The sequence below is a fragment of the Gimesia aquarii genome (assembly GCF_007748175.1).
In the GTDB taxonomy this organism is placed as follows: Bacteria; Planctomycetota; Planctomycetia; order Planctomycetales; family Planctomycetaceae; genus Gimesia; species Gimesia aquarii_A.
On record NZ_CP037422.1, the window covers coordinates 4,253,645 to 4,279,412 of the forward strand.

At 46.3% G+C, this 25,768-nt stretch carries 20 protein-coding genes; 16 read left to right on the forward strand and 4 right to left on the reverse strand.

All coding sequences use genetic code 11. The annotated features are described in order from the left end of the window. The first annotated feature begins 99 nt into the window (after positions 1–99). The 7 genes from V202x_RS16105 (at position 100) to V202x_RS16135 (ending at position 9,011) form a co-directional block, all read left to right on the forward strand. Positions 100–819 carry a GntR family transcriptional regulator gene (locus V202x_RS16105; RefSeq protein ID WP_145177018.1) on the forward strand — a complete coding sequence of 240 codons (720 nt, stop codon included), beginning with the start codon at positions 100–102 and terminating at the stop codon, positions 817–819. After that, positions 809–1,924: a sialidase family protein gene (locus V202x_RS16110; RefSeq protein WP_145177021.1), complete on the forward strand. Its 1,116-nt coding sequence runs from the start codon at positions 809–811 to the stop codon at positions 1,922–1,924. The genes V202x_RS16105 and V202x_RS16110 overlap by 11 nt, the downstream gene beginning before the upstream one ends. A 301-nt stretch (positions 1,925–2,225) precedes the next feature. Beyond that, on the forward strand, positions 2,226–3,134 hold the full coding sequence (locus V202x_RS16115; protein ID WP_145177024.1) for a DUF1559 domain-containing protein: 909 nt from the start codon (positions 2,226–2,228) through the stop codon (positions 3,132–3,134). Between the two features lie 94 nt (positions 3,135–3,228). Then, positions 3,229–3,648, forward strand: coding sequence for a hypothetical protein (locus V202x_RS16120; RefSeq protein WP_145177027.1), 420 nt, complete (start codon positions 3,229–3,231; stop codon positions 3,646–3,648). A 12-nt stretch (positions 3,649–3,660) separates the two neighbouring features. Then, a complete protein-coding gene (locus tag V202x_RS16125; protein ID WP_145177030.1) occupies positions 3,661–4,770 on the forward strand; it encodes a sialidase family protein in 1,110 nt (369 codons plus the stop codon). A gap of 175 nt (positions 4,771–4,945) precedes the next feature. Continuing rightward, positions 4,946–7,969, forward strand: a complete 3,024-nt coding sequence (locus V202x_RS16130) for a PQQ-binding-like beta-propeller repeat protein (RefSeq protein WP_145177033.1) — start codon at positions 4,946–4,948, stop codon at positions 7,967–7,969. A 220-nt stretch (positions 7,970–8,189) separates the two neighbouring features. Beyond that, entirely contained in the window at positions 8,190–9,011 is an 822-nt protein-coding gene (locus V202x_RS16135) for a hypothetical protein (protein ID WP_197992923.1), read from the forward strand. 83 nt (positions 9,012–9,094) lie between these two features. Here V202x_RS16135 and V202x_RS16140 read toward each other — a convergent pair whose 3' ends face one another. Together V202x_RS16140 and V202x_RS16145 are read right to left on the reverse strand one after the other, a co-directional pair. Beyond that, positions 9,095–9,466 carry a hypothetical protein gene (locus V202x_RS16140; protein ID WP_145177038.1) on the reverse strand — a complete coding sequence of 124 codons (372 nt, stop codon included), beginning with the start codon at positions 9,464–9,466 and terminating at the stop codon, positions 9,095–9,097. Between the two features lie 93 nt (positions 9,467–9,559). Continuing rightward, complete coding sequence (locus tag V202x_RS16145) at positions 9,560–10,534, reverse strand: DUF1559 domain-containing protein (RefSeq protein ID WP_145177041.1); 975 nt, start codon at positions 10,532–10,534, stop codon at positions 9,560–9,562. A 1,049-nt stretch (positions 10,535–11,583) separates the two neighbouring features. Here V202x_RS16145 and V202x_RS16150 point away from each other — a divergent pair. Beyond that, positions 11,584–13,125 (forward strand): ATP-binding protein, encoded by a 1,542-nt coding sequence (locus V202x_RS16150; protein WP_145177044.1) that lies wholly within the window; start codon positions 11,584–11,586, stop codon positions 13,123–13,125. 299 nt (positions 13,126–13,424) lie between these two features. Then, positions 13,425–14,858, forward strand: coding sequence for a neutral/alkaline non-lysosomal ceramidase N-terminal domain-containing protein (locus tag V202x_RS16155; protein ID WP_232098527.1), 1,434 nt, complete (start codon positions 13,425–13,427; stop codon positions 14,856–14,858). Positions 14,859–14,882: 24 nt separating this feature from the next. Here the strand turns inward: V202x_RS16155 and V202x_RS16160 are convergent, their stop codons facing one another. Both V202x_RS16160 and V202x_RS16165 read right to left on the reverse strand, forming a co-directional pair. Further along, a complete protein-coding gene (locus tag V202x_RS16160) occupies positions 14,883–15,797 on the reverse strand; it encodes a dihydrodipicolinate synthase family protein (RefSeq protein ID WP_145177047.1) in 915 nt (304 codons plus the stop codon). Positions 15,798–15,832: 35 nt separating this feature from the next. After that, positions 15,833–16,885, reverse strand: a complete 1,053-nt coding sequence (locus tag V202x_RS16165; protein WP_145177050.1) for a pyridoxal-phosphate dependent enzyme — start codon at positions 16,883–16,885, stop codon at positions 15,833–15,835. A 314-nt stretch (positions 16,886–17,199) separates the two neighbouring features. Between V202x_RS16165 and V202x_RS16170 the strand changes: the two genes are divergently transcribed. The 7 genes from V202x_RS16170 to V202x_RS16200 all read left to right on the forward strand — a co-directional run bounded on the left by V202x_RS16170 (position 17,200) and on the right by V202x_RS16200 (position 25,756). Then, positions 17,200–17,919, forward strand: a complete 720-nt coding sequence (locus V202x_RS16170) for a FadR/GntR family transcriptional regulator (protein WP_145177054.1) — start codon at positions 17,200–17,202, stop codon at positions 17,917–17,919. Between the two features lie 296 nt (positions 17,920–18,215). Next, positions 18,216–19,127: a DUF1559 domain-containing protein gene (locus V202x_RS16175; protein WP_145177057.1), complete on the forward strand. Its 912-nt coding sequence runs from the start codon at positions 18,216–18,218 to the stop codon at positions 19,125–19,127. A gap of 92 nt (positions 19,128–19,219) precedes the next feature. Beyond that, a complete protein-coding gene (locus tag V202x_RS16180) occupies positions 19,220–19,645 on the forward strand; it encodes a hypothetical protein (RefSeq protein WP_145177060.1) in 426 nt (141 codons plus the stop codon). Positions 19,646–19,714: 69 nt separating this feature from the next. Next, positions 19,715–20,782 (forward strand): sialidase family protein, encoded by a 1,068-nt coding sequence (locus V202x_RS16185; RefSeq protein ID WP_145177064.1) that lies wholly within the window; start codon positions 19,715–19,717, stop codon positions 20,780–20,782. Between the two features lie 308 nt (positions 20,783–21,090). Then, the gene (locus V202x_RS16190; RefSeq protein ID WP_145177067.1) at positions 21,091–22,188 is read left to right on the forward strand and encodes a LacI family DNA-binding transcriptional regulator; all 1,098 of its coding nucleotides are present in this window, start codon (positions 21,091–21,093) and stop codon (positions 22,186–22,188) included. Beyond that, complete coding sequence (locus tag V202x_RS16195; protein WP_232098528.1) at positions 22,170–23,162, forward strand: sugar phosphate isomerase/epimerase family protein; 993 nt, start codon at positions 22,170–22,172, stop codon at positions 23,160–23,162. Before V202x_RS16190 ends, V202x_RS16195 begins: the two co-directional genes overlap by 19 nt. 41 nt (positions 23,163–23,203) lie before the next feature. Then, on the forward strand, positions 23,204–25,756 hold the full coding sequence (locus V202x_RS16200; RefSeq protein WP_145177070.1) for a PSD1 and planctomycete cytochrome C domain-containing protein: 2,553 nt from the start codon (positions 23,204–23,206) through the stop codon (positions 25,754–25,756). Positions 25,757–25,768: the final 12 nt, after the last annotated feature.

Sequence of the window (25,768 nt, forward strand, 5' to 3'; positions counted from 1 at the left end):
TCCTAAACTATATTAGAAACTTGACCCAGACGATATATCACGATATATTAAAGGGTGCAAATCTACAATAAAACGATTTAACCGAATAACTGAGTCATTATGGAAGAAGCGCCCAAAAATCTGACCGAGCACTCCTATCAATACATCAAACAGCAAATGGAACGTAATGTTCTGCCCCCTGGTTCTCGGTTGGTTAACAGGAAACTGGCATCAGAACTGGGAGTCAGTGCGATCCCCGTACGTGAGGCCATCTGTCGTCTTGCCTCTGAAGGCTTTGTCGAACACATTCAGGGCTCGGGGGCATTCGTCAGGCAACTCAGCCGGGAAGATTTAGACGAACTATACGTTCTAAGAGACCTCCTGGAAAGTTTTGCTGCAAGCGAAGCCGCTTTATATATTTCACGCCAGCAGTTAGAAGATCTACAGTTTATCATTGATGAACACCGTGAAATCACAGCCACAATGGTAGAACGTAACGCAAAACACACGACTCCGGCGCAGTTCAATCGCTGGGTCGACTGTGAAACAGAATTTCATGAGATCTTGGTGGATGCTTCGCGTAATCGTCTACTGAAAAAAGTCATCCAGGAAAATCGGGCCATCACGGCTGTGTTCTATGCCCTGCGACAGTTGAAACACAAAATCATCACACCGGAAAGCGCGGAAGAAACCTGTGCAGGCAAAGAGCAGTTATTAGCAGCACTGACAAAACGAGACGCTGAACTCTCTCGCAAAATCATGAGTGAGCAAATCCAGGCGGGCCGCCGTGATGTACTTGCTTTTATGCGAAAACAGGAAAGAGAGAGAAATGCGTCTTAACAACCTGGAAACAGGGATCCTCTTCAAAAATGACAAACCGCACGTCAAGAGTATCCACGCTTATTTCCCTTCTGTAGTCGTATTACCCGATGGCGCACTGCTCGGAATGTACATGCTGGGTGAAGCCTTTGAAGCAACTAACGCGCAGGTTCATCTATCACGTTCCTATGATCAGGGCCGGACATGGAAGTATCAGGGCCGCCTCTGTCCTGATACAACAGACCGAATCACATCCATGTTCGGACGTGTGGCAATCACGGATGACGGCGAATTAATTGCAAATTTGATTCGCTTTGACCGAACCGATTACCCAGATCAGGGACTCTCAAATCCTGAAACTCTGGGAATGGTCCCCGCCGATTTGCTTTTGATGCGGTCCAGTAACTCTGGAGAGACTTGGGAGGGGCCGGAAAAAGTCAAGCCGCCTTTGGCTAATTCGGAATTTGAAATGTGTAGCCCGATCACATTTTTAAAAGATGGTCGCTGGGTCTGGCCCACATCGCTGTGGCGTGACTGGGAGGGAAACTTACCTCACGGCAACCGCATGGTAGCACTCGTTTCCCAAGATCGCGGCGTCAGTTGGCAACACTATTTTGATGTGATGCATCATGAGAGGAATCATCAAACGTTTTGGGAATCTAAAATTGTAGAATTTCCCGATGGCCGTTTGCTGGCCATTGCCTGGTGCTATGATGAAGCATCAAAAAGCAATCTTCCCAATCAGTATTCCTTCAGTGACGATGGTGGCACCACATGGTCGACACCTATGTCAACGGAAATCTGCGGACAGACATTAACTCCCTATTTGTTAGATAACGGAAAAATTCTGAACATTTATCGTCGGCTTGATCAACCCGGGCTCTGGGCTTGCATGTCACGATTTAAAGAGGGACGATGGGAGAATCTCGATCAACAACCACTCTGGGGAAATAATTCTCAGGAAGGAAAAACAGCGACCGGTGAAAATATGTCGGAGAACTTTGCGGTTCTCAAATTTGGTGCCCCCCATATTACTCGTCTGCCTGATGGCGATCTATTTGTGACTTTCTGGTGTTACGAGCAGTGCGTGAGTGTCATTCGCTGGTTTCGGTTCCGTGTTGAATAGAGTTTCTCTTGCAAATTCAGTGTCTGATGTAACCAGAGAGAACTTTTCAAGAGCACCTGAAAAACCGGCGTCCTTTCAGTTGCATTAAGTCGCAAATGATTTCTTCGTAAATTCTTTAAGCGAATCGTACAAAACGCTAATTCTTCAAAAGCACTCCCTTTCTTCATTTTTGTATTGACAATATAGCAAAGCACAATCATGATATATCATGATATATCTAATTTACTTTAGTGTCATAAATATGAGGCGTTCAACTGATTTCATTCCGATTTTCTTTTCGCGTTGTGGGAGGCCCTAAACAATGTTACGACGTAATTCTTTATCAGACGCCACTCGTAAAGGTTTCACATTAATCGAGCTATTAGTCGTGATCGCCATTATCGCCATTTTGATTGCCCTGCTCTTACCCGCCGTTCAGCAGGCACGAGAATCAGCGCGCCGGAGTACCTGCAAAAACAATCTGAAGCAAATTGGCCTGGCGCTACACAACTACCATGATTCGCACAGCATCTTTCCAGCCGGAAGAAGTTATACCGATAGTTCTTTTTCAGCGCCACAACTTTACGGCTCTCAGATGTGTTCCACGATGTTACTTCCCTTCCTGGATCAAGCACCACTTTATAATCAATTCAATTTTCAGTTGGCCTTCTATCAGGCACCCAACTCTGCCTTAACTCAACAAAAAATCGTCGTTTTTATCTGTCCCAGTAACCCGCAGGACGAAGGACAAAATTGGACTGGTGCCGGTGGCCCCAATGATTCGTGGGGCAGCCATTATCACCCCGTTGCCCACAGTGGACGCGATGGAAACCCGGCGCGGGATGGGCAGGATGCTGTTGGTTTTAATAAAGATGGCATGTTTTTTAGAAACTCAAAAATCAGATTCCGAGACATTACCGATGGTTCCAGCAATACACTGGCATTCGCTGAAACTGTTGGCAACAAATTAGGCTCTCATCAATTATTTACCTGGGGAGCCTTTGGAGGTGGTGGGATTGGAGTCAGAAGTGGAATCAATACCAACTTTCCTTCACTATCTGGCTGGAGCTGGAACGGCGATGATTTTACCGGACCTGCCAGCTATCACACGGGAGGTTGTCATTTCCTCATGGCCGATGGTGCCGTCCGTTTTATTTCTGAAAATATTGACCTGGGTACACTGCAGGACCTTACCACACGCGCTGGTGGCGAAGTGGTTGGTGAGTTCTAAAATCCAACCATTTATTACGGCATCTACTTTTGTGAAACACGCAATGCAATTTCGTTTTCAACAGACATTGATTCTTTCCCTCTGGTATAAGTAAATGAAAAGCAAGTTCTCTCTCTGTATTAGTCTGTTTGTAATACTTCTGGCTGGATGTGGCCAAAATTCTGATCAACTCTCATTAACACCGGTCGGTGGAAAAGTGACTTATCAGGGGGAGATCATACACGATGGCGTGATACGCCTGATTCCCATCAAGGGCAATCAGGCGCCGGCAAGAACTACACAAATCAAAAAAGGACTTTATCAGTTCGCGGAACGGTCTGCAGTAAAACCCGGTACGTATCAGGTCGAAATTGACGCTTATCGAGGGGGTGCCAGTCTGCCGGGAGACAAAACCGAAAACTCAACAGAACGGGAACAGTTCCTCCCGGAACAATTTAACAAAAAAACGACCATCGAAGCATTCACTGTCAAACCTAATAGTAACGAAATCAAAAAAGACTTTGACCTCAAGTAGAGAGAAACTTCCATGATCCGGAATAGAAAGCACATAAAATTAAGAACCCTTTGTCTGGCGTTGACTGCATTCATCGCTGCGATGAACTTATTCCCTGACCATAGTGATGCAGAATCACGTCTCTTAATTAAATCCACGAAAGATCTGCCGCGACATGGGGAAGGTGCCCTGCTGACACTCGATAACGGGCGGTTACTTCTCGTATATACTCAATGGTATGGCGCCAAAGGTAACGATCATGATCCAGCGCGACTGGTGGAGATCCATTCGGACGATGGTGGCAAAACCTGGTCAGAACCGAAAACGATCCAGGAAAATATTGGCAAGATGAACGTCATGTCAGCCAGTCTGGTCAAGACGACCAGCGGGAAGATCTTGCTGACTTACATCCGGATCGACAGTAACCGCTTCGCGAATTTGTGGTTCAAAGAGTCGACTGACGAAGGAAAAACCTGGAGCGAGCCCAAACAGCTTTCGCATGGTAAAAAAGGTCTGATTTTCACCGTCAACGCAGCCGCCATTCGTTTGAAATCAGGACGTATCTTATTGGCCGCCTATGGTTCTCCCAGCGCCTGGCAGAAAGACGAACACTTTCGCGCTTTCAGCTATTACACTGATGACGAAGGAGTCACCTGGCATCGTTCAGAGAATGATGTCGATTGCCCTTTGCGAGGCGCGATGGAGCCGGAAATCGAACAACTGAGCGATGGACGGATCTTGATGTTGATTCGCACACAGACCACCAGAATGTACCGTTCCTATAGTAGTGATGGAGGCAAAACCTGGAGTCCTGCTGAGAAAACTGAAATCGTTCATCCCGAAGCACCAATGCTCCTGGAACGCGCACCTGGCAAAGACGCACCTCTCATTTTGATCTGGAACAACGCCGTCGTTCCCGGTGCCGATCACCAGGGGCCACGTACGCCTTTCACATTGGGTCTTTCTTATGACGATGGAAAAACATGGGAAAATCTGACCAATATTGAAGAAAGCGCTAAGGGTTCATACTGTTACGCTGCAGCAGCATTTCGAATGAATGTACTACACCTGGTCTATTATGGACCGGGTGGCCTGCGTTATCAGAGCATTCCCCTAGCCCAACTATTAAAGAAGAAACAGTAAGAACCCGCTCTGATTCCAGAGGCAAACGGTTCTTTGAAATCATGGAATTAACCCCCTCTTTTCGGTGACAAGCCCTCGTTCAGCGATTACCATAAATTAATATCCTAATCGCTGCACTCCTTGTTCTGTCAGATCACCACCAGACAGAGATCACCAAATCAAATAGAGGCCTTCCATGAGATTCCTGACGGTTTTTGCATTTCTGTTCGCACTGGGATTCAGTTCTGAAACCACGGTTGCCGACTGGCCCCAATTTCGAGGAAACGCAGCCCGCACTGGATATACCCGTGAACCACTGCCAAACCGCCTGGAGTTGAAATGGACGTTTCGTGTCCAACATGCTCCTACTCCTGCCTGGCCGACACATACACGCATTAAATTTGATGAGGTTTTTCAACCCATCATCGTACAGCAGACCGTTCTGTTTGGCAGTTCCACCGATGATCAACTTTATGCACTCGATTTAGAAACGGGAAAGCTCAAGTGGAAATTCTTTACAGAAGGTCCCATTCGTTTTGCACCGGCTGCCTGGAAAGACCGCATCTTTGTCACCAGTGATGATGGCAACCTCTACGCGTTGGCCATCAAAGATGGCTCTCTCCTCTGGAAAAGACAAGGTGGCCCCAAGAAAAAGTATATCATGGGCAATGATCGACTCATCTCGCACTGGCCTGCCAGAGGTGGCCCAGCGGTCGTGGGAGATCAGGTCTATTTTGCTGCGGGAGTCTGGCCCTCCGATGGCGTTTATCTTTATGCACTCAATGTAGAAACAGGAGAGGTGATCTGGAGCAATCGCGATTCAGGTCAGCTGGTGATGGACCAACCGCATGGCGGCGCGAGAGCGAAAAGTGGTGTCTCTTCACAAGGGTATCTGGCGGCCAGCCAGGATCAGATTTTTATGCCTACCGGACGCGCCGTGCCTGCCGCTTTCAAACGTGCGGATGGAAAATTTCAATATTTTCATATGCAGAAAAACCAGCAACGGGGTGGTTCCGAGGTCATCCTGGCAGATCGCTTTTTCTGTAACGCAGGTTGTCTGTTCGATCAGTCGACGGGTCAACTGACACAACAAACGGGCACCGGACCGATGGCGGCAACCGATGGTGGAATTCTGCGAGGCAGTGGTCAATCACTGCTTTACAGCGCATGGACAGACACACAAACCCGCGACCGTAAAGGGAAGCCGATCACCGTCAAACAGTTACAAGAGAAACGAGTCATCCCTTTGGACTACACGATTACCGATGTCATTATTGCTGGAGTCGACGCTTACTGCGGATCTCATAACAAAGTCACCGCCGTCGATTTCAGTAGGCAAGCCAACACCTGGTGGTCCCATGAAATTGAAGGCACCGTCCGCGGCCTGGCTGCCTCTAATGAATGCCTTGTAGCGAGCACAGACCAGGGAGTGATTTGCTGTTTTGGAAATGGTGGAACAAAAGAGACAGACCACAATTCCCCTTCTCCCACTCCAAAACCTGTCACATCCCCCAAGGACTATCAGGCAGCCGCTAAAGAAATTATCAACAAAACAAACCGGAAGACAGGAATCTGCGTCGACCTGGGTGCTGAGAATGCCCAACTCGCCCTGGAACTTGCCCGGCTGTCAAACTTCCAAATTTACGTCGTCATGCAAGATGCAAAACAAGCGGCCCAAGCCCGCAGGCTGCTCTCTGACGCCGGCGTTTACGGTTCACACGTTGCCGTGCATGTGGCTGATCCGGAACGTACTCCCTACTCTAAGCACTTTGCGAATCTGGTAATTTGTTCGTCTTCTCTTGATAAAGAAATAGGCTCCAAGCTACTACAAGAAGCACATCGCATCCAACGTCCTTATGGCGGTCAATTTTGTCGGGGACCTTTGGGAAAGATCCAGGTTGAAACCAAGTCGGAATTAAAAGGCGCCGGCAGTTGGACACACCAGTATTCTAATGCCACGAACACAGTCAATTCCGATGATGAAATCGTCAAAGGTCCCCTCAAAATGTACTGGTATCGTGACATGGATTTTCAGATTCCCAATCGCCATGGGCAAGGTCCCGCGCCACTGGTGAATCGGGGAGTGATGGTCGTCGGCGGTTTGCATGGTCTGTGTGGACTGGATGCCTATAACGGCCATACGATTTGGCAATATCAACTCAAAAATAATCTCACGGAGATGAATGGCATTCATCATGATGTGGGAACCGCGGAAGTAGGTAGTAATTTCTGCCTGGGAGGCGACTATGTCTTCGTCAAACAAGACACGTTCTGTCATCAGATCGATTTAAAAACCGGAAAGCTAATTCGAAAAATTTCCACACCCGTTAGTCAAGATGATCCCAACCAGAACTGGGGCTATATCAGCTACCATGATGGCGTCGTATATGGCACTGTCAGTAATGACACACACTACACAAGCCCCCGATATAAAAACCTGAAACTCCGTAACGAATCGGTCCTGTTTTTTGCCATCGATGCTAGAACCGGTAACATTCTCTGGACCTATCAACCTGAATATTCCATTCGTAATAATGCGATTACCATCGGAAATAATAGTGTGTATCTCATCGATCGTGAGATTGCCAAAGCCGACCACATCAAAGAATCTCGCCGAAATGGTAAACCCAATCCAGCCTCAGCTGAAGATGAAAAACGCAAAGGAAAATTGAAAGCCTTTCATGCCAAAGAGGGTAAGGACCTCTGGCAAGCCGACCAGGACATCTTTGGAACACAGCTTGCTGTTTCAGAAGAAAACCAGATCCTGTTGATGTTCTATCAGGGAATTCGACATAGCTTTTTCAAACTCCCCTCTGAAGTCGGCGGTCGAATTGCCGCCATCGATACCAAAACAGGAAAACGTATCTGGGATATCAAAGCCAAGTATCAATCGCACCCAGTCATCAACGGTGATAAAATCTATGCACAAGGAGGTGCCTGGGATTTGAAAACAGGTAAAAACATCGACTTCAAATTTGACCGCTCCTATGGCTGCGGACAGATTTCCGCCAGCAAACACCTCATGGTCTTTCGCTCGGCCACACTCGGCTATGTCGACTTAACCCGTAAAGCAGGCGTTGAAAACTTTGGGGGCATCCGCCTGGGATGCTACATCAATGCGATCCCTGCCGGCGGACTGGTCCTCGTTCCCGATGGTTCGTCGCAATGTAACTGCTCTTACCAGATGCAAGCCTGGTTTGCACTGGAAGGCAGTGATTGAAAAACGCCCCACCTTCCATTTGCTTCAAATGAAACGTTGTAGGAACACCAAGAACAATTAATCTGCAGATTCTCTGCGAAATTTCAAATAAATCCCGTGGTGATTCCTCAGTAGATGCGTTATGCCTGCTGACGAGTCGTTTTCCGATGAAAAATTAGCAGAATTTTCATGGAAAATGAGTGATGAGCGCTTATGTACCATCAACGGGAGAGTCCATCAAATGAAAAAAATTATTGCATTCCTTGCTATCGCAGCTATTGCCGGGTTAATTACCACCAGCGTCTCCTCTCAGCCACCAGGAGGTGAACGCGAACATCACCGACCAGAAGGACCTCCGCCTGATCCGCTCCTGATGTTATTTGATACAAACCGAGACGAAGAAATTTCGATACAGGAAATGAAACAGGCGACGGAAATCTTAAAAAAGCTGGATCGCAATCAAGATGGAATTCTGACGCGAGAAGAACTCCCTCGTCCCCCTCGCCCGGGAGAAGAGCGCCCCAGGAAAAATCCAGGGAACAATCGTGACCAACAAAGACCTGTGTCAAAAAATGCCCCCGCTGGCAGCGTTATTTTCACAAATGGCCATCAAACCGATCCTCGTGATCATGGTCGGCCAGTCACCCTCATTGCGTCCGCACTCGGCGTCAAACCCGATGTCTTTCGTCAGGCTTTCAGCAAAGTCAACCCGGCTCGCGGAGGAGATCCAACCCCCGCACGTGCTCGCGCTAACAAAAAGGTACTGATGGATGTGCTGGGGAAATACGGGGTCACTAATAGTCGGCTCGACGCTGTATCAAATTATTATCGCTACCAGCCAGAGAGGGGAGACCTTTGGAAACACACTCCTGCCACTGCCAAAGCGATTATCAAAGATGGTAAAGTAACTGGCCTTCGTATTATGAATGCCGGTTCCGGCTACACAACAGCCCCTAAAGTGACGATCGCAGGACAAGAAAATGTTCAAGTAAAAGCCACACTTGAATTCAGCAAGAATTTTCGTACGAATGGCAGTATTAAATCACTGACCATTGTGAATTGAATCCTAAACGGTTATCGCATGACAGAAAAAGTGATGCAATAACCGTTAAATATAAACAGAGAAACGACAAAGTATATTCTGACTTATGAAGTAAGTTCGTCCGCCTTTTGCTTGAGCACATCCAGTTGTGCCTGAATTTTGTCCTTTGGTGCTGAACCCTGATAAAGCGACAAAAGTTCTTTGGCTGAATCTCGCAATTCAATGTAAGGCCCCTCATATTCGCTGGCGTAGGCATCTAAAGATTCCATCAGCACAGACAGCTCCTGGGCTGCGCTCTTCGGTTTTTTCTTAGCAGATGCGATAAACGCTTCAACCGATTTCTGCGCGATCTCGCTTTTCTGTGTCTCCGATGGCGGTGGAGCTGAAGGACCACCACAACCAGTAAAAACAACCGTCAATAAGAGCAACACCAAACAACTTATCAGTTGCTCACCAATCGCAATTCTACTTTTCATTTCTATGTGCCTTTGTAGCTTTGAGTAAAAAACAGCCCCAACAGAAACGATTGGAGCTGCCAACTTTTTGAAGAGAGAGAATCCATCTAACGATTAGAATTCACCAATCACATTTCCATCTGCAATCGACAATAGATTCAGGTAGGTCGTTTGATCGATGTTCTCAGAGATGAAACGCACCGAACCATCGCCAAGCCCGACATGTACGCCACCGACATGGAAACTACGGGCCGCTTGACCTGAATTATCATCTGTATCATCAGGATTGTTTCGTTTATTAAAGTTATTATCACTCGTGTTGTTAGAAGCATATGGAGTTCGATCAGTAACCAGACTGGTATTGGGAGTCAAAACACCATTCTCATTCGTACCCGCGAATAGTGCTCCCGTGCACCAGCCCCAGGCACCTTTGTCATCACCAGTACTCGTACCAGTAACAACTTCACCCAGCATAATCACATTGGTAGTCCCATCGGAAATGTCTCGGATTTTCGCTCCATACTGCCCGATGGCACTAAAGACCCCTCGCTCATTGTCATTGTTATAGTCAGCGATGTCTAAAGTCGATCCGGAACCAACAGATCCTGCATAGGTGATTTTTGAAAAGCCGTTGAAGTCTTGTGTGAGTAAGAAACGATCAATGCCTGGATGAGAGGGGCATCGTAATACAGAAATTTGGGCTTGTAAAACACTATCAGTCGTATTTGCATTCGCACTGCGGGCTGGTAACGACATGTTGTAATTGTTGTACAAAGGAGCTTGATCAATAAACGGCAGAATTTGAACGACCCACGTGGTGCCCCAGTTAGCATCACGGCCGTTTGCAGGTGCAGAACCGACTCCATACCACACTGCACCGGGAGGAAATGTGCGGTGTGTATCATGATAATTATGCAATGCAACTCCAATTTGCTTCAAGCTATTTTTACAGGTACTGCGACGCGCTGCCTCGCGTGCTTGTTGTACTGCTGGCAATAAAAGTGCAATCAGAATCGCAATGATCGCTATCACCACCAGTAATTCGATTAGCGTAAAACCTCGTTTTTTCTGTACGTTCTTCGATCGCATGAATGAATTCCCTGATAAATAATTTGAATAATAAAATGGCCCGGAGACTAAGTTGGTCCTAAATAGGGACCACACTAATACGCTTCTAATTGGTGGAAGCTGGCCCTGAAAAAAGTTTGAAAGCTTGAGGAAAAAAACAAATTCCGCCACGTTGAGATATGCAATGAAACACTCTTCTTACTTTAACGTTACGGAAATTCTAGATTTTTTTTGGCACAGGCAACAAATACAATGAATCTTTTGTGACTGCTCACCCAAAAACTATTACATGTTGAGCAAATTTAAAAAAACTCTGTATAAAAAGTAATAAAAATAGAAGCTCCAAAAACATTTATATGTAAATTCTAATCCTATACATTACACTAAACAGAACAGTACTCTTACTTGCCTTCCTTAATAAAAAACTCAGCTTTATCGAATCAAACCTTATTTAATAAAAAGAGAGAACCGAATTGATCGCATATATAAGATGAAAAATGCTTCTATCATTCTGTGAATCAAAAAACACACTCGTGCAACTTCTGCTTAAAATGAAGTGTTATACCCTGAGAGACACTTCAGACACTTCCCTCCCTGTAAGTACATTGAACATTCGACGTAAAATTTCTTTACGTACAAAACTAACTTGAACATAGTATAAGGAGGGTTTCAGCTCTTTCCCTGAAAGTGTAACTGTGTTTAAAATCTTCCCCTCGCTCAAACCATTTCATTACATTACGACATTCACAATTCAAAATAGTTCCGATCATAATCAGGCAAAATTAGCTCTGTTGATAATCCTAAAATCATTACTGCATCTAGTTTCTACGATGATCTAACCAGGTAATAACCGATTTTTTGATAACCAATTCATCTTGCTGATAACAGGAGAACAAAAACAAGAAAAAAGACCCAATGTAATTAAGTCCCTCTACTCTACTTTTATATTGAATCTAATTTCTTCCAAACCAATTCTTACCATAATCGAGGCACTACTCATTTAATGAGACGATTTGAGAGAGCGGTTGGTATCTATCGTACGCGCTACAGCTGAAGGAGTACCACAAAGCATGACCAAGCCTCAAGTCTCACTTTTGCCGTTAGAAAATCTTATCACAGAGATTGAGCATTCAACCGTTTCGAATCTCAATCAAGCCCTATCGGATATGCATCTTCTCGCTGATATGCAGTTGCTAAGCGAGCAGGAATGCCAGACAAAAGCACAACCCAAAACATGTCATGAGACGGTACTTTCAAATTGTACACTGGCACTGAATCATCTTCAGTCGACACTCACCAGAATGAAAGAGGAAGTGCATCAACTAAGCCGCCAGTTTGATGACAACAAAAGCAAGCCTCAGAAATCAGACAATCCCCCAATCGGCGATAAGGCAGATTCTGAGCAAGAATCAACGAACGGTACCATTCAGTCTCGGAGTGAGTTTCTTGCTAACATGAGTCATGAAATCCGGACTCCCATGACAGCAATACTGGGTTTTAGTGAGCTACTGGAAAATAAAGATCTCACCGCCTCACAACATTCAAAAGCGGTCCAGACAATCCAACGTAACGGCCGCTATTTACTGGATTTGGTCAACGATATTCTTGACCTTTCTCGAGTTGAAGCGGGGAAATTTGAAATTGAAAAACGAAAGACAAATCCCGCAAGAATGCTCCTTGAAATAAAGGAGTTCTTAAATCATCGAGCATCGGCACAAAACAACAAACTCTTGATTGAACTTCAAGGTAAGATTCCTCAGTTCATTCATACTGATCCCACGCGGCTCAAACAAGCGCTGGTTAATCTAACCGAAAATGCAATCAAATTTACAAAGCATGGCACGATCCGGATCACTGTTGAACATGACCCACAGCAGCAGCGACTCTACTTCTATGTAACCGATACCGGAATTGGCATTCCAATGAATCAATTACAGCACATCTTTCAGCCGTTTGGTCAAGTCGATTCATCTCTGACACGAAAACAAAGTGGAATCGGTCTGGGATTAACGATGGCTCAACGCATTGCCAAAACGCTGGACGGCGATGTGAATGTTGAAAGTACGTATCGTAAAGGGAGCAAATTCACGTTCCACATTGCGACGGGAGATCTGTCAGGCGTGGAAATGGTAACGTCTCTTGATTGCGATAAAGTACGCAAATCAACGCCCATGGAATATTCCGCCAACAGCAAAATTAATGGGCGAATTCTGTTAGTGGAAGATCGACCGGATAATCAACATCTGATCCGATTTATTTTGACAAAAGCGGGAGCAGAGGTCACGATTGCCCACAACGGTAAAGAAGGAATGGAACTCGCGTTGATAGAACTGCAAACCAAGAATCCATTCGACCTGATCTTAATGGATATGCAGATGCCAATTATGGATGGCTACGAGGCCACCCAGGTTCTTCGTAATGCTGGTTATAAAGGTCAAATTGTTGCATTAACTTCTGAAGTGAGGGATGCCAAGCTCGACAAATGTCTGTCAGCAGGCTTCGATGGTTTTTTGCCGAAACCTATTGATCGTAAAACCTTCATTCCAGAGATCGCTGCGCGGATGAGTCTGACATTAAAAACCGATCAAAATCAGCACCCGCAAGTCGCTTAATAAGAGTATCCTTCGCGATCTCTCTCCAATCCGAAATGGGAAATGACACGTTTCAACTGGGTGATGAATACTGTTACTTTGTGAGTTGTCAATTTCCGACTTTTGCTGACTCAAACGAGCTTGCTATTTGGTATACTCGTATTTACATTAGAAAGTTAAGAAAAGTAATTTCCTCTTCGTTTTCGTGAACAGACCATGTCCGTTTACACTGCAAAATCAAGGGGAAGCTCTCGAGAATGAAAAGACTCTTTTAGCAACCAGGTCAAAAAAGTCTGATCCAAATGACAAGGAATTGTTCCATGAACCAGAGCCAGAAACTGGAGTCTCCTTCAAAAAAAATGCGCGGCCTGAGTCGTTTGTTTGTTTTCCAAATCTGTCTGCTGTCAATCAACTTTTGTGGCCTTACCAGTCATGAACTCTCTGCTGCAGAAAACTGGAAAGTGGGTATCGCCAAAGCAATCATTACTCCTGAAAAAGGAGTTTGGCTCGCCGGCTATGGGTCGGCAAGAGCCCCCGAAGGAAAACTGCATGATATCTGGATGAAAGCGCTGGCACTAGAAGATAGCCAGGGACATCGCGCCGTGTTAATCACCAGTGATTTTCAAGGCGTTCCTAAAATGATGAGCGATCGCGTCTTTGCACAAATCAAGAACCAGTTTGGACTTCAGCGTAAACAAATCATGTTTACATTCTCACACAATCATTGTGGGCCGCGTTTAGGTGATGATCTTTACGACTACTACCCGACCACTCCAATGCAGGACAAACTGGTTGATGAATACACGGATGCCATGGTAAACAAGACGGTCGAAATGATCGGACAGGCACTCACCAACCTTGCCCCCGCCAGTTTGAAGATGGGAACAGGCCACACCACGTTTGCAGTCAATCGCCGTAACAATCGCGAAGCCGATATTCCCGCTCTCTTAAAAGCAGGTAAGAAACTTGTCGGACCCGTAGATCACTCTGTCCCCGTCATGACCGTTATGCGACCTGATGGAAAATTGGACGCCGTACTGTTTGGATACGCCTGTCATCCCACAACGCTCAGTTTCAAAAAAATATGTGGTGATTACCCCGGCTATGCACAAATAGAAATCGAGAAAAACCACCCGGGTGTCACTGCCATGTTCGTCAATACATGTGGAGGGGATCAGAACCCCCTTCCTCGTCGAACGGTAGAACTCTGCGAAAAATATGGACACATGCTAGCCGTTGCAGTAGAAGAAACTTTGAAAAAATCGCTCAGACCCATTTCTCCTGATTTAAAGATGGCGTTTGAATATGTCGAACTCCCGTATCTGAAAGTGGTCACGCGCAAGGACCTGGAAGCGGATACCAAAAGCAATAATGCCATCAAAAAGCGCTGGGCGGCTCGTCTTCTGAAAAAGCTGGATCAAGGTGAAACGTTCCCAGGTTCCTACCCTTACCCGATCCATGTATGGCGACTCGGTAAAGACACCCTGATGATCGGTATGGGCGCTGAAACCGTTGTGGATTATGCACTCCGTTTTAAAAGAGAGTTTGGACCGAACACCTGGGTCTGCGGTTATGCAGATGATATGATCTCTTATATTCCTTCAAAACGTGTTTGGCTGGAAGGGGGCTACGAAGGTGGCTCAAACCTTTATGAGTATGGGAGACCCGCTTATCGTTGGGGACCCAATACAGAAGCGCTGATTTCCGCTTCCGTTCACAGGCTGGTCAAAGAAGTAGATCCCAAGCAAGATTAAGAGACTAACTCGAATCAGATTTCATCAAGCTTCTACGGGAGAGATTGATTTTCCAGCGAAGATTTTCTGAACATGAGGCTCCTCTGTCAGCAACACTTGCTCATGTGCAGTTAAAGCACGCATCGGTCGAGGTGCAAAGTTACCCGGAATACCGCGCATATTCATTAAAGCTGTAACAGTTGAAAAGAGAGGAGCTGAAAATGATTGCAAAAATGAGAGCAATCCGGACAGATCCCGCTGTACCGTTGATAGCGTTACCCAATCTTCTGCCTCAGTTGCCGCTACCATTTTCTTAATCCATTCTGGCACCAGAATATACACGCCGTCCAGATGTTCGCTGACGCCAGACCGTAACAGAACATCCATTAAATGAGGTTGCGCCACTATCACACGAAACTGCTCACTGAGTGAATCGATCACCGGACGAATCGTCACAAAATGATCTGAGCATTTAATTCCTCGAATATTAGGATGCTCAGCCAGCTTCAATACGGTTTCCACTTCCAGTTTTGTTCCCGTCGTCTGAGGTAGATCATACAAAAATAATGGCTTGGAACTCAGGTCTGCTAACGACAAATAATAATCGACCAAGTCTTCCTGACCGAATTGGACAAAAAAGGGAGAGATCACAACCACCCCATCAATAGACAGATCCTCCACCATTCGAATGCGATCTCGTGTCCGCACAAAGCTGGTATCTCCCACACCCACAAGTAACTCTGCACGGCCTTTAGTAAATTGAACACTCTGTTCTACAAGCTGTCGATAGGTCTCATCTGACAAAAGCTGCATCAACCCCATCGTACCACCCACTAAAAAACCATTGATCCCATGAGCCAATTGATCATGAATCTGTGCTTCCATTCCTGTTACATGCAAATCTTCTTCTGCTGTCAGCGGTGTCCCTAGTGCGGTAATCATTTTGACAGATTGTATCATATTAAGTGACTTTCTTTGTGTTGAATGCCGAGTGATTAAGAAGTTTGTTTGATGAACTCTGATAGCGTAACGACCGGGCAGGTGTTTGAAGCCAGCATCCGATCTATTGAAGCCTGATCCTTGAATCCCGTCCCCGTAATGAGGCAAACCACGGTTTGCTCACGCTCTATCTTTCCTTCCGCGACGGCCTGCAAGACTCCTGCCAATGAAACCGCAGCCGCTGGCTCACAAAAAATGCCTTCCTGACGTGCCAGTTGCGACTGTACCTCATACACGAATTCATCTTCGACAAGATAACCAGAGCCACCAGTTCGCCTGCAAGCCGCAATGACTTCGTTTCCATCCAGCACACTGGCAACCTGTAGTCCACCAATTTCTGTCGTGCTCTGGCAGGGTTGAGCGTGATCAAATCCCTCCCGTAAGGGACCAGCAATCGTATTATTACCCGTCGGTTGAACACAGTGCATGGCAGGCAGGTCGGTTATTTTTTTCTGTTTCAGTACCGCTTCAAAGCCCCGAAAAACAGCCAGAATCAGCCCCCCGCCCCCCGCACAACTAAAGACATGCTCAATAGGACGTTGTAATTGCTCTGATTGACTTACAAGTTCCTGACCGATTGTCTCAACCCCCAGCATGCTGACGGGACTAAATTGATAACTGCTGATCTGAAGTTGCGCATCGGAGGCCGATCCGATCTGCTTCAGATACTCAAAAGTGTCCCTGGTAATTTCTGGATCGGCTCCAAAATCGCGAATCTTCCAGATTTCTGCACCGTAGGCCAGCATCTGTTTCAGTTTGTTTTCCGGTGCGCCAATAAACACTGCAACCTGACATTTCATTCCCGCAGCAGCACTATAAGCGGCCAGCGCAGAACCGGCATTTCCGCTGGAAGAGGTTAGAATGCGTTGCTTCCCATTTAACTGCATGTCAGAAATCGCAGCAGCGGCAAACCGATCTTTATAAGACCCTGTGGGATTGACAGTTTCCAATTTAAAATACAAATGCTGCAGCCCCACATCAGGACCAATGCGGCGCGAACGTAAGAGAGGTGTTTGCCCTTCGCCCAAAGTAAAATGTTTTGAATCCATATACCATTCCCTGGTAAGAAATCAGCGATTCATTGATGCCAACGACATCAAATTAGACCAAAGCAATTTACATCAGAGTTAGATTCAAAACATCAGTAATCTTGATCAAAACAGTATGAATAGCCTTGACGTACATTTTATCAGTTATATGATAATAATTTCAATTATCATACAATCTAGTATTTTATAGTATAAAAATTCATTTGAAGCAATAATCCCAATCTCATGTTTTTGAACGTGATTTCAGAAAATCGCATTTCATTGCCTGTCTCTCAGAGATTCACGATAACGCGTATAAGAAAGTCGTCGTTAAAATGAAGATTTCGCAGGATGCCCGACAAGTTAATGCAACAAAAACACTCAGTGCGGAACTGGCTGATCGCCTGTGTGAAAGAATCCGTACGGACCGGCTTGCCCCTGGTGCACGCCTGGGAACAGAGGCCGATCTAGCCGATCAATTTGGTGTCTCGCGGACCGTGGTACGTGAGGCCATCGGATCACTGAGAGGCTTGGGAGTTGTGACGGGACGACAAGGTCTGGGGCTTTGTGTAGCAGAAGCAGATAACTTTTCCTCTGTCTTGCGGAAGGCTCTGGTACCACAGGTCGCCAGCCCCCAAGGATTATGTGAACTACAGCAACTGCGTGCCGTGATCGAAATTGGTTCTATCGCACTGGCAGTAGAACGGATCACATCTGAAGAAATCATTCGCTTACAGACTATCGTTGCCGAGATGAAGCGAGTGATGAAAAACCTTAAGAAAGACGAAGCAGGAACGAGTAAAGCCTATAAAGAAATGGACTGCCTGTTTCACCAGACTATTCTTGCCGCTTCACATGGCAGTTTTGTGAAACAGTTCCACGGAGTATTGCTGGATTACTTTCACGCAGGTGAATTTTACGGCCGCATTCCCACACTAAAAGGACTCCGGGAGCATGAAAAGATTGCCAATGCCATTGCTGATCGGGATACAGATAAAGCAACAAAACACTTAACGGAACATTTACAAACTCAGTTAAAAGCTCCGAGTGAATGATACTAAAAAGCCCCTCTTTATTATATCAAAATAGATTTAACACTCGTGCAGACCATCAGACACTTGACTGAATGCGAGCGTTCTGATTGAGACTTAAAGTCAAATACGGCAGAGCACGTCAAAATGGTGAACCCTAATCTGGTAAATACCATTAATCATTAATGGTGAAACATCGTTTGTCATAGAAAACAGTCTGATGACTGACAACATTTATTATTCAGAGATCATATGCGTCTAGATACAAAGATTATATTTATCGTATTGCGTTCTTTCCCCGTTTTGATGGAGATGAAACAATGTTACAATTCAAAGTCGAAAAGAAACATCATGGATTTACGCTAATTGAACTACTGGTTGTCATTGCCATAATCGCAATTTTAATCGCAATCTTACTGCCTGCAGTGCAACAGGCACGTGAGGCAGCACGACGCTCCTCCTGCAAAAACAACTTTAAGCAAGTCGGATTGGCTTTACATAACTATCACGATACTTTTACCGCGTTTCCCATCGGTGCCGGAATCAGTGGCGGTTGCAGTGGATACTCGGGAAGTCATATGTTTTCCTGGGGAGTACGCATTCTGCCTTATCTGGATCAAGCAAACATTTACAACAATCTCAATTTTTCCGGACCCACACCTTTTGTACCACCCAACTTCAATTCGAGCACCTGCTTGTCTCCAGTGCTACCATTCCTCTGCCCCAGTAATCCTCAACCAGATGTGATCGTTAATAAAGCAGGAGCCTTTGCAGGTGCTCTGCCCGATGGGATGGCTAGAACTGATATGGCGGGCGTCGCCGATTCCATCAGCTGGAGATGCAACAGCGGTTCGGGGGTGCGACCGACCTCTGTCGGAAATGGTATTCTCTATGGCATCTCCCGCGTCAAAATGCGCGACATAATTGATGGCGCAAGTAATACCCTGATCGTGGGTGAAATTACCGGTTCCCTCGCTCAAAGCGGGTTGAACGGAAATTCATACACTGGTTATGACGTTTTCGATACCAGTAATGGCATCAACAGCATCGACACAGTCCCCGGTGGAGGTGCATTTGCATTTCGCCCTCAGGGTTTTTCCAGTTATCACGTCGGTGGTGCCCACTTTGTCCTCGGCGATGGATCTGTCCGCTTTATTTCCGAAAACATCGACCAGGGAACACTCTCTGCCATCACCACCCGTGCTGGTAAAGAAGTGGTCGGCGAATTTTAATTCCGTTCACATCGTCATGTTGGACATGTACGCTCAAGCATCGTTTCGCGCTGACTAACCGGAATTAGTCAACGTTCTTAAAGGAGGCAGTTATGCCTGTCATACGAATGATTCTCTATGGAGCGTTGTTGGCTCTCTTCTCTGGCTGCGGAGGTGTCAGAGATGCGCCTGATCGACGCATTGTTAAAGGCATCGTTACTTTGAACGGCGAACCGCTGGAAGGGGCTGCGATTCGCTTTCTACCACAACCAACGGGCCCCGTTGCAGCAGGTAAAGTCAAAAACGGGATGTACGAAATCTCGAATAAAGGTGGCGTCCCCTTAGGAAAACATCGTGTAGAGATCAAAGGCATTCCCATTCTCCCCGATGATACAGACGGAAAATCATTGGGAGAAATTGACGCCGCAACCAAACCTGCAATCTCCATTCCAGAGAAGTATCACACCAATTCGGAACTGGAAGCGACTGTAGAAGCAGGAAGTGAACCATTCATCGTCGACTTTGAACTGAAAGAATAAATATCAAAAACTGACAACTTTAAGACCATACTTTTTATTAAAATCGTTTGAAACAAGGCAGAGAAAATAATGAAGCAGCTTTTACGTTCAACCTGCGTGATATCAATCACTTTATACTCGTTACACGTTTCACTGGCAGAATGGAATCATCCTCAAACGCAAAAATTACCTTACCGCCATCTGGGACCGTTTCTCAAACTTTCCGATGGAAGCCTGTTGGCTCCAGATGCCAAACAAGTCTTGATAAGTCAAGATGAAGGAAAATCATGGGCTGGCAAACCCTTGTATACAAATCCTGCAAAATTTCATACAAGCAACGAAAGAGCCATCATCAGAACAAGTAAGGGCACAATTATCCTAGCGTTCATGAATTTAACAGAACGAAAATTCAACTGGAATGATAAAAAAGGAGGCCCTCAATCCGACTGCTACCTTCCTGCTTATATTGTTCGCAGTACCGATGAAGGACAAACGTGGCTGCCTCCCCAGATCATTCAAGATCATAGCTGGTGTGGCGCTATTCGCAGCATGATTCAAACCAAATCGGGACGCATCATTGTTGCCGTTTCCAAAGCCATCGCTAATCCGGGTCGGCATGTGATGGTCACATACTACTCGGACGATGAAGGAGCAACCTGGAACCACAGTAATATGATCGACCTGGGCGGCTCAGGGGATCACGATGGTGCGATGGAGGGCACAATCGTTGAATTGAAAGACGGCAGAATCTATGCGTTGATTCGCACAAGATTTGGTCGCTTCTGGGAAGCATTTTCTACAGATGAAGGTGCCTCCTGGCGTACCATTCGCCCTTCGCAAATTCCAGCCAGCAGTTCCCCGGCTATTTTGCAACGACTCGAAAGTGGCCGCATCGTCATGCTGTGGAATCGTTTCCGTGATCCGGAACGCAAAAAAGGACGACGCGAAGAATTATCGATTGCGTTTTCAGACGATGAATGCAATTCCTGGAGCAAACCCATCATCATCGCACGCGATCTCACTCCCAAAGGTCAGAAGCGCGAAAACCGGGTCTCTTATCCTTATGTAACAGAAGTCAAACCCGGACAACTCTGGATTACCACCATGCAAGGCCCCGTCCGCCTGACTCTGAAAGAAGAAGACTTCCTCACGAAATAATCTCAACTGTGATTCCGCAGCAAGCTCCCAATGATTAGCGGAAAAATCATCATCCCCATTTTCTAACCCCAATCCACTTACGCAAATAAATTTTATTTTCGTAAGTGGATCTCCTATTTCCTATCCACTCAATTTAGTGATATCAATATCTTTATATGAATATCTCTTTACATTCATGAATTAATTGTTTATCAACAAGAGTAATATGAGAAATAACCACCTTCGAATCCTACTTATTTTCAATTTATATTCATTAATTTGCATTCAACTTCTATATCGATTTCTGAAACCAACTACGAGGTCCGATTGTGAGTGGAACTGTTGAACTCGTGACTGTAAAAACAGTCGCCAAAGCAGCTGACTGTGCAGTGAGTACAGTCAGCCGCGCATTGCGTGATGACCCTTCGATAAGCGAAGCAGCAAAACAGCGCATCCGACAAGTGGCAGAGTCATTAGATTACCGTCCGCTCAGACGCCGACGTCCTAAAGCAGATCTCAGCCAGAATCCACCCAGTATTCTCCAAGGCAAGCGCTTGCTCGCCCTCTCTTTAGGCCTGGATCGGTCGCTGATCTCACTCCCGGTTGTCAGCTCTGCGTTTAGCGGTGTCGAAGATGCGTTCTCAGAACTGGGAGTCCGTTTTCAAATCGCTCACATTCCGGACATGCATGCCGTCCCCTCCCATTTAGATTTTGACCAGATTGACGGTCTGTTTCTGATGGGTGCGCTTCAGGGAAAAATGCTGATCGAATCAAATAACGCGTTATTGAATCGTTTATCACAAATTCCCTCTGTCTGGCTCTTAGGACGTCCCGAAGGTTGCTCAGGTGATTTTGTTGGCGCTAATGATGTTCAAGTTGGCGCGAAGGCCGCTGATTATCTTGCCGATTATGGACATCGTAATGTTGCCTTCTTGAGTCCCAAACCCAACCACTTAATTATGATGAACCGTGAGACCGGCTTCGTTTCACAGGCAATGCGCCGTGGCTTACACGTGCAACGCTTTGTTGATGCTCCCTCAGAAGGATGGTCACTTCCCATAAAACCACCGCTGTCTACAGAGGCCGTTCAGCACCTTGTTGATCAACTTCTAAAGGCTAAAAAACGTCCTACCGCGATCTTTGCGGGTTCTGACAGTGTTGCAGCTGTCGTTTATGGTTCACTCGCAAGGCGCGGTATCAAAATCGGCGAAGAGATCAGTGTGATTTCGGGAAACAACGATCATGCCTTTATTACAGGCTTGTATCCACAATTAACGACGTTTGATATTCACGCCCATGATATCGGTCGACTGGCAGTGCGGCAGATGGAAACCCGCCTGGCGATGGGTAATTCGATTGCAAACGTCGACTTAACTCTGGAATCACATCTGACTCCGGGTGAATCTGTATGTCATTTAAACAGTTAAATAAACCGAATGCTCCCCGCATAGGAACAGCAAAAATGAATCGAATCACAAGACGTGAGTTTCTTTATTCGACCAGTGCAGCCACCGCCGGTGTCACAGGAATCAACTGGCTGGAAGCAGGGAAATCAGCCAGGCCTAAACTCACACTGGGCTTCAGTCTTTATGGAATGCCCCATTTAAAAACCGAACAGGCGATCCAGGACGTCGCTAAGATTGGCTATGACTCTGTCGAGCTATGCCTGATGGATCAATGGGATGCCACGCCCTTGAAACTCAATGCCAAACGACGCCAGGAGGTCTCGAAAAAAATGAATGATACGGGATTAAAACTAACATCGCTCATGGAGCACTGTAGCCTGCCCGGTTCAAAAACAAGTCAGCAAAAAGTTCTGGACCGTCTCAAGCGGGCGGCAGAATTAGGTCACACTTTAAAACCGGTACACTCTCCACTAATTGAAACGACGGCCGGTAGCGGTAAATGGGACGCGTTAAAAAATGAAATGCGAGACAATCTGGGAGCATGGGCCAGGATTGCCGAAAGCACGAAAACAATCATCGCCGTCAAACCTCATCGGGGCGGTGTTGTTGATCGACCCGAGCAAGGCGTCTGGCTGGTTCAACAAATCGACAGTCCCTGGATTCGCTTAAACTATGATTATAGTCACTTTACGCATCGGAATATTTCACTCGAAGGTTCCATGCGAACGATGATGCCGTTTACCAGCCTGATTCAGGTCAAAGACACGATCAAGAAAGACAATAAAGTACACTTTGTTCTTCCTGGCGAAAGTGGTGAGATCGATTATTCCAAACTACTCAAACTGGCCGTGCAAGCAGGCTATCAGGGTGATATCTGTTGTGAAGTCAGTAGTATGGTTTTCAAACAAAAGGGCTACGATCCGATTGTCGCCGCAAAAACCTGTTATCAGAACCTGGCTCCGGCTTTTGAAAAGGCAGGAATTTCACGCGGTTAACCAGCGACATTTTTTAGTTCCACAATGTAAATGGTTAGAACATGATTGAGCGCGATCGAATTCAACAACTCATTTCACTAATGGTTTTCATAGTTTTATTCTGCCTGGAAAATCCCCTCTTCTCTGCCGAAGCAACAAAACCATCCGCTAAACAAATCGAATTCTTTGAACTCCATATTCGTCCTGTATTGATTGAGAAATGTGCCGATTGCCATACAGGCGACGAAGACGCGGAGAGCGCATTGGCAGTCAGTTCCCGGTCTGCCTTAATCAAAGGCGGCGATTTTGGCCCGGCGATCATTCCTGGAAAGCCGGAACAAAGCCTCCTGTATCAATCCATTCAACGCACACATAAAGAATTGAAAATGCCCCCCGATGTGGATGAAAAATTAAGCAAAACAACCATCCAACATTTCAAACGTTGGATCGAATGGGGTGCCCCCTGGCCTGAAGAGAAAACAAAACCGCTCACTAAATCTCAAGCAAAGAAAACTCAGTCTCTAACAACGTCACACTGGTGCTTTCTTCCACGTCAAGCGATTGCACCGCCTGAAGTCAACGATCCCCAGTGGTCCCAATCACCCATTGATCGATTTATCTACACTCGTCTGCAGAAAGAAAAATTCACACCCGCACCAATGGCATCGCGGCGTGTCTTAATCAGACGAGCCTCCTTCGATTTGACAGGCCTACCCCCGACTCCAGAAGAAGTGCAGGAGTTCCTCGATGATCCCGATACCGATCTTCATACGTTTTCCAAAGTTATCGACCGCCTGTTAGCCTCCCCCGCTTATGGGGAGCGTTGGGGCCGTCATTGGCTGGACGTCGCAAGATACGCGGACACTCAAGGAGATGTCGGCGACTTTCCCATACCCGGCGCCTATTTATATCGAAACTGGGTCATCGATGCGTTTAATGCGGATCTTCCTTATGACAAGTTCCTTCAGGCGCAACTTGCTGGAGACATCCTGGCAAAACGTGAAGATGATCCCCAGCGCGCACGCCAACTCAAAATTGCCACCGGTTTTATTGCCCTCTCCCGCCGGTTCGGCAATACTCGTTTTGAAGACCAGCATCTGACCATCGATGATACGATCGACACCATCGGTCGTGGCATCATGGGAGTCACATTAAAGTGTGCCCGCTGCCATGATCATAAATTCGATCCGATGCTGGCTACGGACTATTACGGTTTATATGGCATTTTTGAAAGCACACTCTACCCGACGATGGGCGCTTCGAATTCCCCTTCACCAACACAACTGGTCTCAGCGGAAAACAACCCGGAGTCACAACAAAAAATCAATGCCTACTGGGATCTCCTGAGTCACTATCAACATCAAATTCGAAACCATTTCCGCCCTTGGTTGAAGCCGACTCTCAAAGAGTATGCGGAAGTCGTCAAAAAAATCAAATCTGCGAAAAAAGAGGGAAAATCCATTGAAAAGTTAGAAGCACAGCGTCAAAAGCTTCTCACTTCTCACAGAGGAAAATTTCGGGAACTGATGGAGCATGGTTTACCCTGGCTCAAACAGGAAAAGGCCAGGCTGGTTAAACAACCACCGGCAGAGATGCTGTATGCGGTCATTGATGGAAAACCTCACCACGCGAAGCTGCACCGTCGCGGCAACCCCAGCAACCCGGGAGAAGTGGTACCGCGCCAATTCATTAATGTGATTTCCAAAACAAAACCCGATTTAGATCAGAAACAATCAGGTCGAGAAGAACTGGCAAACTGGATTACCGATCCAACCCACCCCTTAACGGCTCGCGTGATTGTCAACCGCCTCTGGTATCACCACTTCGGACAGGGACTTGTGAAAACGGTCGATAATCTCGGAGTCCTGGGCGCAGCTCCCTCTCATCCTCAATTGCTGGATTATCTGGCCAATCAACTCATTGAACAGGGGTGGTCCTTGAAGGCACTCCATCGTCAGATACTGTTAAGCCGCGCTTATCGATTAGATAGCAAAGACATCCTCGAAAACAGCAAACGAGATCCGGAAAATGTGTTTCTTTGGAAGTTCACCCGTAAGCGCCTCGATGCCGAGTCGATTCGAGATGCCATGCTGTTTGTGTCAGGCGAACTGGACCGTCAACCAGGAGGCCCGCATCCTTTTAACCCCTGGCATAAAAAAGGGTACAGTCTGAATGGCCCCTTTCATGAGGTTTTCCCGTCAAAAAAACGCAGTGTCTATCTGATGACGCAGCGATTATACAAACATCCGTTCCTCGGCCTGTTTAATGGTCCTGACACAAATGAAACGACCGGAACACGTAAGAATGCAAACATTCCCGCACAGGCACTCTACCTGATGAACTCTCCGTTTGTTCCCGAACTGGCGGAAGCATTTGCCAAACGAATTTTACAGACAGAAACAACGGAAGAAAAACAGATCAAAGCAGCCTGCCAAATCGCTTTTTCCAGAAACCCAACACCCACAGAACAGTCTGAGTTTTTAGAGACTCTTTACGCTTATCGTAGACAACTACTGAAGGAACGGCCAAAAGAGTCTGCAGCGGTGAATGAGACAGCATGGACTGGCTTATGCAAAGTACTGCTCACCAGTAATGAGTTCTTTTTCGTCGACTAATTCAAAAACTAT

Excerpts from the sequence above, each read along its gene's own strand:
- V202x_RS16185 (WP_145177064.1), top strand. The coding sequence starts at position 19,715 with ATGAAGCAGCTTTTACGTTCAACCTGCGTGATATCAATCACTTTATAC.
- V202x_RS16140 (WP_145177038.1), bottom strand. The coding sequence starts at position 9,466 with ATGAAAAGTAGAATTGCGATTGGTGAGCAACTGATAAGTTGTTTGGTG.
- V202x_RS16160 (WP_145177047.1), bottom strand. The coding sequence starts at position 15,797 with ATGATACAATCTGTCAAAATGATTACCGCACTAGGGACACCGCTGACA.
- V202x_RS16195 (WP_232098528.1), top strand. The coding sequence starts at position 22,170 with ATGTCATTTAAACAGTTAAATAAACCGAATGCTCCCCGCATAGGAACA.
- V202x_RS16170 (WP_145177054.1), top strand. The coding sequence starts at position 17,200 with ATGAAGATTTCGCAGGATGCCCGACAAGTTAATGCAACAAAAACACTC.
- V202x_RS16105 (WP_145177018.1), top strand. The coding sequence starts at position 100 with ATGGAAGAAGCGCCCAAAAATCTGACCGAGCACTCCTATCAATACATC.
- V202x_RS16175 (WP_145177057.1), top strand. The coding sequence starts at position 18,216 with ATGTTACAATTCAAAGTCGAAAAGAAACATCATGGATTTACGCTAATT.
- V202x_RS16180 (WP_145177060.1), top strand. The coding sequence starts at position 19,220 with ATGCCTGTCATACGAATGATTCTCTATGGAGCGTTGTTGGCTCTCTTC.
- V202x_RS16110 (WP_145177021.1), top strand. The coding sequence starts at position 809 with ATGCGTCTTAACAACCTGGAAACAGGGATCCTCTTCAAAAATGACAAA.
- V202x_RS16200 (WP_145177070.1), top strand. The coding sequence starts at position 23,204 with ATGATTGAGCGCGATCGAATTCAACAACTCATTTCACTAATGGTTTTC.
- V202x_RS16120 (WP_145177027.1), top strand. The coding sequence starts at position 3,229 with ATGAAAAGCAAGTTCTCTCTCTGTATTAGTCTGTTTGTAATACTTCTG.
- V202x_RS16130 (WP_145177033.1), top strand. The coding sequence starts at position 4,946 with ATGAGATTCCTGACGGTTTTTGCATTTCTGTTCGCACTGGGATTCAGT.
- V202x_RS16145 (WP_145177041.1), bottom strand. The coding sequence starts at position 10,534 with ATGCGATCGAAGAACGTACAGAAAAAACGAGGTTTTACGCTAATCGAA.
- V202x_RS16150 (WP_145177044.1), top strand. The coding sequence starts at position 11,584 with ATGACCAAGCCTCAAGTCTCACTTTTGCCGTTAGAAAATCTTATCACA.
- V202x_RS16155 (WP_232098527.1), top strand. The coding sequence starts at position 13,425 with ATGAACCAGAGCCAGAAACTGGAGTCTCCTTCAAAAAAAATGCGCGGC.
- V202x_RS16135 (WP_197992923.1), top strand. The coding sequence starts at position 8,190 with ATGAAAAAAATTATTGCATTCCTTGCTATCGCAGCTATTGCCGGGTTA.
- V202x_RS16115 (WP_145177024.1), top strand. The coding sequence starts at position 2,226 with ATGTTACGACGTAATTCTTTATCAGACGCCACTCGTAAAGGTTTCACA.
- V202x_RS16165 (WP_145177050.1), bottom strand. The coding sequence starts at position 16,885 with ATGGATTCAAAACATTTTACTTTGGGCGAAGGGCAAACACCTCTCTTA.
- V202x_RS16125 (WP_145177030.1), top strand. The coding sequence starts at position 3,661 with ATGATCCGGAATAGAAAGCACATAAAATTAAGAACCCTTTGTCTGGCG.